This window comes from Streptomyces sparsus (assembly GCF_054776295.1).
This window is the reverse complement of the sequence record NZ_BAAHCA010000204.1, coordinates 1-6,630: the sequence shown is the minus strand read 5'-3', so window position 1 is coordinate 6,630 and position 6,630 is coordinate 1. Positions and strand designations below refer to the sequence as shown.

Annotated in this window: 5 protein-coding genes and 1 pseudogene; 1 reads left to right on the top strand and 5 read right to left on the bottom strand. The window is 71.7% G+C overall.

Translation table 11 applies throughout. The features are described from left to right. From ACYVE9_RS12180 to ACYVE9_RS12160, 5 genes and pseudogenes are all read right to left on the bottom strand, one after another. Positions 1-1,417: pseudogene (locus tag ACYVE9_RS12180) on the bottom strand (hypothetical protein); the annotation flags it as partial. A gap of 156 nt (positions 1,418-1,573) precedes the next feature. Beyond that, entirely contained in the window at positions 1,574-2,062 is a 489-nt protein-coding gene (locus ACYVE9_RS12175; RefSeq protein ID WP_461027816.1) for a GNAT family N-acetyltransferase, read from the bottom strand. A gap of 142 nt (positions 2,063-2,204) precedes the next feature. Continuing rightward, positions 2,205-3,680 carry a glycoside hydrolase family 16 protein gene (locus tag ACYVE9_RS12170; protein ID WP_461027815.1) on the bottom strand — a complete coding sequence of 492 codons (1,476 nt, stop codon included), beginning with the start codon at positions 3,678-3,680 and terminating at the stop codon, positions 2,205-2,207. A 289-nt stretch (positions 3,681-3,969) separates the two neighbouring features. Then, positions 3,970-4,563: a DUF305 domain-containing protein gene (locus tag ACYVE9_RS12165; RefSeq protein ID WP_461027814.1), complete on the bottom strand. Its 594-nt coding sequence runs from the start codon at positions 4,561-4,563 to the stop codon at positions 3,970-3,972. Positions 4,564-4,842: 279 nt separating this feature from the next. Then, positions 4,843-5,874 (bottom strand): Rv2578c family radical SAM protein, encoded by a 1,032-nt coding sequence (locus ACYVE9_RS12160; RefSeq protein WP_461027813.1) that lies wholly within the window; start codon positions 5,872-5,874, stop codon positions 4,843-4,845. 140 nt (positions 5,875-6,014) lie between these two features. Here ACYVE9_RS12160 and ACYVE9_RS12155 point away from each other — a divergent pair, with 140 nt between their 5' ends. Next, the gene (locus ACYVE9_RS12155; protein ID WP_461027812.1) at positions 6,015-6,461 is read left to right on the top strand and encodes an SRPBCC family protein; all 447 of its coding nucleotides are present in this window, start codon (positions 6,015-6,017) and stop codon (positions 6,459-6,461) included. The last annotated feature ends 169 nt before the right edge of the window (positions 6,462-6,630 follow it).

The window sequence follows — 6,630 nt, the reverse complement described above, 5'->3', positions numbered from 1 at the left end:
CCGGGCGGGGGCCACCGCGCCGGGCGTTCGCCTCGGCGATCACGGCCCGGAGGCGCCGGTCGGCCAGACCTGCGCGGGGGTCGACCGAGCCGGTCATCGGGTGCGGCTTGTACAGCAGGCGCACCGCCGGATCGGCGAGCAGCTCGCGCACGACGTTCTCGCCCGCCAGGATGATCGACGTGCTGCCGGGGTCGTCCGACCAGCCCTCCCAGGTGGGGGCGTACAGCACGGTCGTGAAGCCGCCAGGGCCGGGAGCGCCGCCGTACGGCCGGATCGGCGTCAGCTGGGGGCGGCCCACCTCGACGACGTCCTTGTCCTCCACGCCGACGTCCGCGAGCCGGTAGCGCTCGCGCGCGGCCGGGCCGGCCACCCACACCTCGTCGTACGCCTTGGCGTACGGGTTGCAGCTGGAGAGCTTGTCGCTCTCGCCGTGGTTGACGAACGCGTGCTTGATCGACGGGATGCGCAGGACCTGCGAGCTCTTGCCGGAGTTGGCCGGGTGCAGCAGCACCTCGAGCGTCGAACGCTCCAGACGCATCAGGTGCACGACCTTCGGCACGCACAGGATCGGCACGTCCGTGGTGTCGAGCTTCCGCACCATGAACCGCTCGCGGAGCACGATGATCGGCCTCTCGTCGAGGTCGGCGAGCGGACCCAGCCACATGTTCGCCTGGTACGCGGAGGAGGAGCCGCCGGAGAAGTACATGCCGACGGTCGGCCGGTACGCGGCGAGCCACGTGTCCAGCCATTCGAGGGCCTCCGCCTCGCCGGCCGGCCGCCTGCCGGGCAGCAGCCGCAGCGCCAGGAGCGCCGTCCCGGCGAGCAGCCCCAGCCAGCTACCCGCCGCCGCCAGCGCGGCCCAGCGCACGTCCTGCGTACCGGCCGTCACGGCGGAGCCGGCCGTGACGACTGCGCCCACCGTCACCAGCCGTGCCGCGCCGTGCCGGCCGAAGAGCGGGGCCGGGGCCGGGCTGAGGCCCAGGCCGGAGGTGTCCACGTTGCGGGTGACGAAGGGTAGCGTGCGGGAACGGCGCACCAGCACCGCGACGCCCTGGCACAGGAAGTGCCCGGTCCAGCAGCCGAGCAGCGCGAGCAGCAGCAGGGCAGCGAAGGGCTCGGGCCGCAGCGCGTCGAGCCGGGTCAAGCCGCCGACGAGCAGCGCGTCCCGGAGCAGCTGCCTCATGGGGAGCCCCAACTGGACGCGGGCCAGCAGGCGGCCCAGTCTGCGCAGGCGTCCCCGCAGCAGCAGCGCCTCAAGGACGAGACCGAGCACGGGACCGGCCACGACCGTGGCCGCGCTCCCCAGAAGCAGGCCGAGCAGTTGGAGCACGTAGCCGACCGCGAGCAGCCCGAGCACGGCGGCCGGGGCGGCCGCCGTGAAGGGTCGGGGCTTTCCTGCGTTCGTGAAGAGGGGCATGTCTCTACAAAAGGCGCTTCGGCCGAAAGCGCCAAGGGCAGGCACGGTGTGTCGCGCACAGTTCAACGGCGTGCCACCCGGGCACCGGGGGTGTCGTAACCCTCCGTTCCCAGCCCCGCGACGCGACGGAGCACCACCGGCCCGCGGGGGCCCGCGTCAGAGCCTGCGGTACATGATGTGCAGGCCGACGTATCCCTTCGTGGGGTGGTGGAAGCCCTCCGGCAGGGTCGTCATGATCTCGAACCCCAGCGACTGCCACAGGGCCACCGCGCCGGTGTTCGACTCGACCACGGCGTTGAACTGCACGGCCCGGTAGCCGGCCGACCGCGCCCAGTCGAGCATGTGCTCGCCCAGCGCCCGACCCACGCCCCGGCGGCCGTGCCGGGGGTCCACCATGAAGCTGGCGGAGGCGATGTGCGCGGAGCCGCCCATGTGGTTGGGGTTCATCTTGGCGGTGCCGAGCAGGGTGCCGTCGTCGTCCGCGGCGACCACCGTGCGCCCGGGCGGCGACAGCATCCACATCGTGCGGGCCTGCTGCTCGTCGAGGTCCCGGTCGTACGTGTAGGTCTCGCCGGCGGCGATGATCCCGCGCATGAAAGGCCACAGCTCGGGCCAGTCCCGCGGCGTCGCTTCCCTGATCAGCATGCGGAGAGCCTAACGGCCGGTGCTCGCGGGGAGCACCGGCCGTCGGACGCCACGCGGGCGGGGCGGGGGCAGCGCGGGCCGCGGGTGGTGTCCGCCGGGCGGCCCGCCGTCCCGCCACGCAGTGCCGTCATGCGCGGCGGCGTCAGTCGAAGGGGACGTGGACGACCGACTGGTTGCCCACACCCAGCGTGCTGGGACCGTTGCCGATGGCGTTCCACACCTCCACCCGTATCCGGCCGCCGTTCATGTCGCCGTGGCTGCCGGTACTGGACTTCAGGCCGCGGGAGTGCGTGTACCGCTCGTACCCGCTGACGGGGTCGGTGGCGAAGTACTGGTACGTCTCGGTGCGGTCCCAGGTTCCGTCGGCAGTGCGGTCGTAGGAGATCCGGACCTGCTGCCCGTTGCCGACCCAGGTCCCGGCGTCGACGAACAGGTCGAACGTCGTGGCACCGCCGTTGTAGCGCCCGGTGACGCCCGAGGTGGTGAACGTCTGCGGTTGGTGCGGTGATCCGTCGTGGTTGCCGCCGCCGGCCGACGCCAGGGTGGCGGTGCCGGGGGAGGAGGCCGGGGTGCCGAGGGAACCACCGGAGCGCAGGTGCAGCGGTCCGGTGTCGCCCGGCGGGTCGGTCGGTCCGCCGTCGCCGCCGCGGGTCCACACGGCCACGTAGTCGACGACCATCGGGTGACCCGGCTGGGTAGCCGCCACCGGGGTGGCGCGTCCTGCGACGCCGTCCGGGAAGGCGCCGCCCATGGCGACGTTGAGCAGGAGGAAGTACCCGGCGTGGTCGGTCATGTTCGACCAGGTGGTGGCGTCGAACTCGTCCTGGCTGAGGCTGTGGTAGAGCTGGTCGTCGACGTACCAGCGCAGTTCGTTGGGTGAGCTGCTGCGGTCCCACTCGAAGCGGTAGGTGTGGAAGCCCGACTGGCACGTCGATCCGGGGCAGGGGCGGCTGGCGCCCAGGCCCTGCGTCTCGTTGCAGGGGCCGCCCGGGTTGACGCCGCAGTGCAGCACCGCCCAGACCGAGTTGAGGCCGTTGACGTTCTCCATGATGTCGAACTCGCCGATGCTGGGCCAGTTCCAGTAGTTGCCGCGGTAGGGGGCGCCGAGCGCCCAGAAGGCCGGCCAGTAGCCGACGGCCGCCTCACCTGTGATGTTCGGCATCTGCAACCGGCTCTCGATGCGGAGCACTCCGTCGGCCGGGGCCTTGAAGTCCGCTCGACGGGTCTCGATGCGGCCGGACGTCCAGTTGCCGGCGCCGTCCCGCAACGGGGTGATGCGCAGGTTGCCGCTGCCGTCCAGGCTGATGTTGTCCGGGGAGTCGGTGTAGCGCTGGATCTCGCCGGTGCCCCACCTGTCGGGGCCTCCCGGGTAGCCGTGCCCGGTGTCGATCTGCCAGCGCTCCGACGAGGGCAGCGAGCGGGCCGGGCCGTCGAAGTCGTCGCTCCACTTCAGCGTCCAGCCGGGGGCGGGCGGCACGGCGCCCTGTGCCGGGGCGGCGGTGAACGCCGCGGCCACCAGGGCGAGGATCACCGCGACCGCCGCGACCGCGGCCGCGGTCGCGGCGCGGTGCCGGGGTCTGCGTCGTGCCAGGGGTGGAGCGATGCTGCTTGTGCTCATGCGGGGAGCACCTCCTGCGAAGGTGAGGGAAGGAGGGCAGCACGACTGTGGTGTGCCAGGGCCTGGCACCACGGTGGGGGACGGCTCGCACTGCCTGGGGTGAGAGCGCTCTCAACCCTTATAGGCGCACGGTTGCCGGCCGTCAATGTCACGAGCACGTCAAACTTTTGCGGCCTCTCGACCCCCCTGGCGCAAGCCGCCGTCCCGTGACCGTCCCGAAGTACGGCCCACCCGCCCGGAAATGCGGCCCACCCGCCTCGGAGTCGGGGCCCGCCCGCAGGCCTCCGGGTCAGTCCGACGGGCAGTCACGCAGCGGGGACGCCTCGAAGTCGGGGACGGGCCGGGCCTCCGCCTCCTCGACGGTCTCGGCCTCTCCGTTCTCCTTGATGTCCTCGATCAGCCACTCCATCTCGCTGATCTCCCGCTCCTGGGCCGCGATGATCTCGACGGCCAGTCGGCACACCCGGACGTCGGTGATCTCGGCGCGCTCGGAGCGGGTGATGGCCAGTGAGTGGTGCGGGATCATCGCGCTCATCCAGGCGGAGTCCTGCACCGTGGTCTGGCTGCGGTCGAGGAACACGCCGCCCCCCAGCAGCAGGAGGCTCACCGCCACGATGGCGATGTTGCCCTTCATGTTCTTGTACATGTCGAGCATCCACGCGAGCATGATCAGTCCCATGGTGCCGCCCATGGTGAGTGTCATGAAGAGGCGGCTCTCGCTCCACCTCACGTGGCTCCACTCCCACGTGCCGGCGAACATGGTCCAGTACATGACGACCATGGCGGTCAGGATCATGGCTGCGAAGCGCAGGTACATCCTGGTCTGGTGTGACAGGCCGCCGCCGTTCCGGTGCTCGTCGCCCTCGGTGCTCTTCGTCGCCATGCCTGGTCTCCGTATCCGTCGCCATCGGTGCAAGGGGCCCATGCACGCTCGTCCCCACCGTCGGACACTTCCTGATGGCGCCGCAGCAGCCGTGACGGTGAACTCGCACCCACCGAGGACTGCGTGGCACAGGCGACGAGGCCATGGGCGCTGACCCAGTGCCCGCTTGCCCGCACGGACAAACGACTCCATCCGGTGCTCCGCGGCAGCGTGACGGGAGGCGGCGGTGTCATCGGGGCGATCGGCCTGCCGGCCCGTGGTGCACTGCCCGACGGGCGCTCAGAGCAGGGTCAGCTGCGTTCCCTGGGCGGCCGTCGCCGGCTCGGCAGCGGGCTCCGGCAGGGGCTCGGGTATCCGCCTGGCGGCTCGCCGGTCGGACGGGCCGATGCCGTACTCGGCGGCCAACTCGTGCACCTGGCGGGTGATGCGGCGCTGGTACCACTTGGGGGCGTAGGCGCCTTCCGCGTAGAGGGCCTCGTAGTGGCGCACCAGTCCCGGGTGGTGGGTTCCGAGCCAGGCCATGAACCACTCCCGCGCGCCGGGGCGCAGGTGCAGCGCGAGCGGCGTCACGGAGGTGGCGCCCGACGCGGCGACGGCCCGCACCGTCTCGCGGAGCTGCGCCGGGGAGTCGCCGAGAAACGGAATGACGGGGGCCATCAGGACTCCGCAGCCGATGCCGTGCTCGGTCAGGGTGCGCACCACGTCCAGGCGGCGCTCGGGAGCCGGGGTGCCCGGCTCGACCGTCCGCCACAGCTCCTCGTCGATCGAACCCACGGAGACCGACACCCCGACGTCGGTGATGGCCGCCGCTGACCGCAGCAGGTCCAGGTCACGAAGGATCAGCGTGCCCTTGGTGAGGACGGAGAACGGGTTGGCGTGGTCGCGCAGGGCGGTCAGGATGCCCGGCATGAGGCGGTAGCGCCCCTCGCCGCGCTGGTAGCAGTCCACGTTGGTGCCCATCGCGATGTGCTCACCCCGCCAGCGGGGGGAGGCGAGTTCGCGGCGCAGCAGTTCGGCGGCGTTGGTCTTCACGACGATCTGGGTGTCGAATCCGGTGCCGGTGTCGAGGTCCAGATAACCGTGCGTCCGGCGGGCGAAGCAGTACACGCAGGCGTGCGTGCAGCCGCGGTAGGGGTTCACCGTCCACTCGAACGGCATGCGCGAGGCGCCCGGGACGCGGTTCACGATCGAGCGGGCCCGCACCTCGTGGAAGGTGACGCCGCGGAACTCGGGCGTGTCGAACGTGCGGCTGACGACGCCCGTTCCGAACAGGGCGGCCGGGCCGTCGTCACGCAGGTTGTCCCAGCGCATGCTGCCTCCTCGTAGTGCCGTCTACGAATAGAACACCTGTTCCCCTCGTTGATGTCAACCTGGGTTGTGACGGGCGCGTCGGGGGTGATGGGATGGCCTGCCACCGTGGCGATCGGCCGCGGGCCATCACAGGAGGACTCATGGCGCAGGTCGAGGCCACCAGTCGGCGGGAGATGGCGGCGAAGCCGGACGCGGTCTTCGACGCCCTCGCGGACTACCGGGGCACGCGGGAGAAGCTGCTGCCCGGCCACTTCAGCGAGTACGAGGTGCGCGAGGGCGGCGACGGCAAGGGCACACTCGTGCACTGGAAGTTGCAGGCCACCAGCAAGCGCGTCCGCGACTGCCTGCTGGAGGTCGACGAACCCGCCGAGGGAAGCCTGGTGGAGAAGGACCGCAACTCCTCGATGGTGACCACCTGGACGGTCACTCCCGGCGCGTCGGAGGGGACGTCACGCGTCACGGTCACCACCGTGTGGAACGGCGCGGGCGGGATCGGCGGCTTCTTCGAGAAGACCTTCGCGCCGCGCGGGCTCGGCAGGATCTACGACGAGATCCTGAACCGGCTGGCCGCCGAGGTGGAGCAGTAGCGTCCGGCCGCTCGGCGCTGTCCGGCCGGGAGCACTTCGGGGGACGCGCGGCGGTAGGGGTGCCGGGTCAGCGGTGACGGCCTCAGCCGTTCACCGGTTCGGGTGATCTGCCGGCCGGTCCAAGGCGGTGCCCGTCCGGCCGGCGGCACGGCGGGGCCGCCGCCGCCCG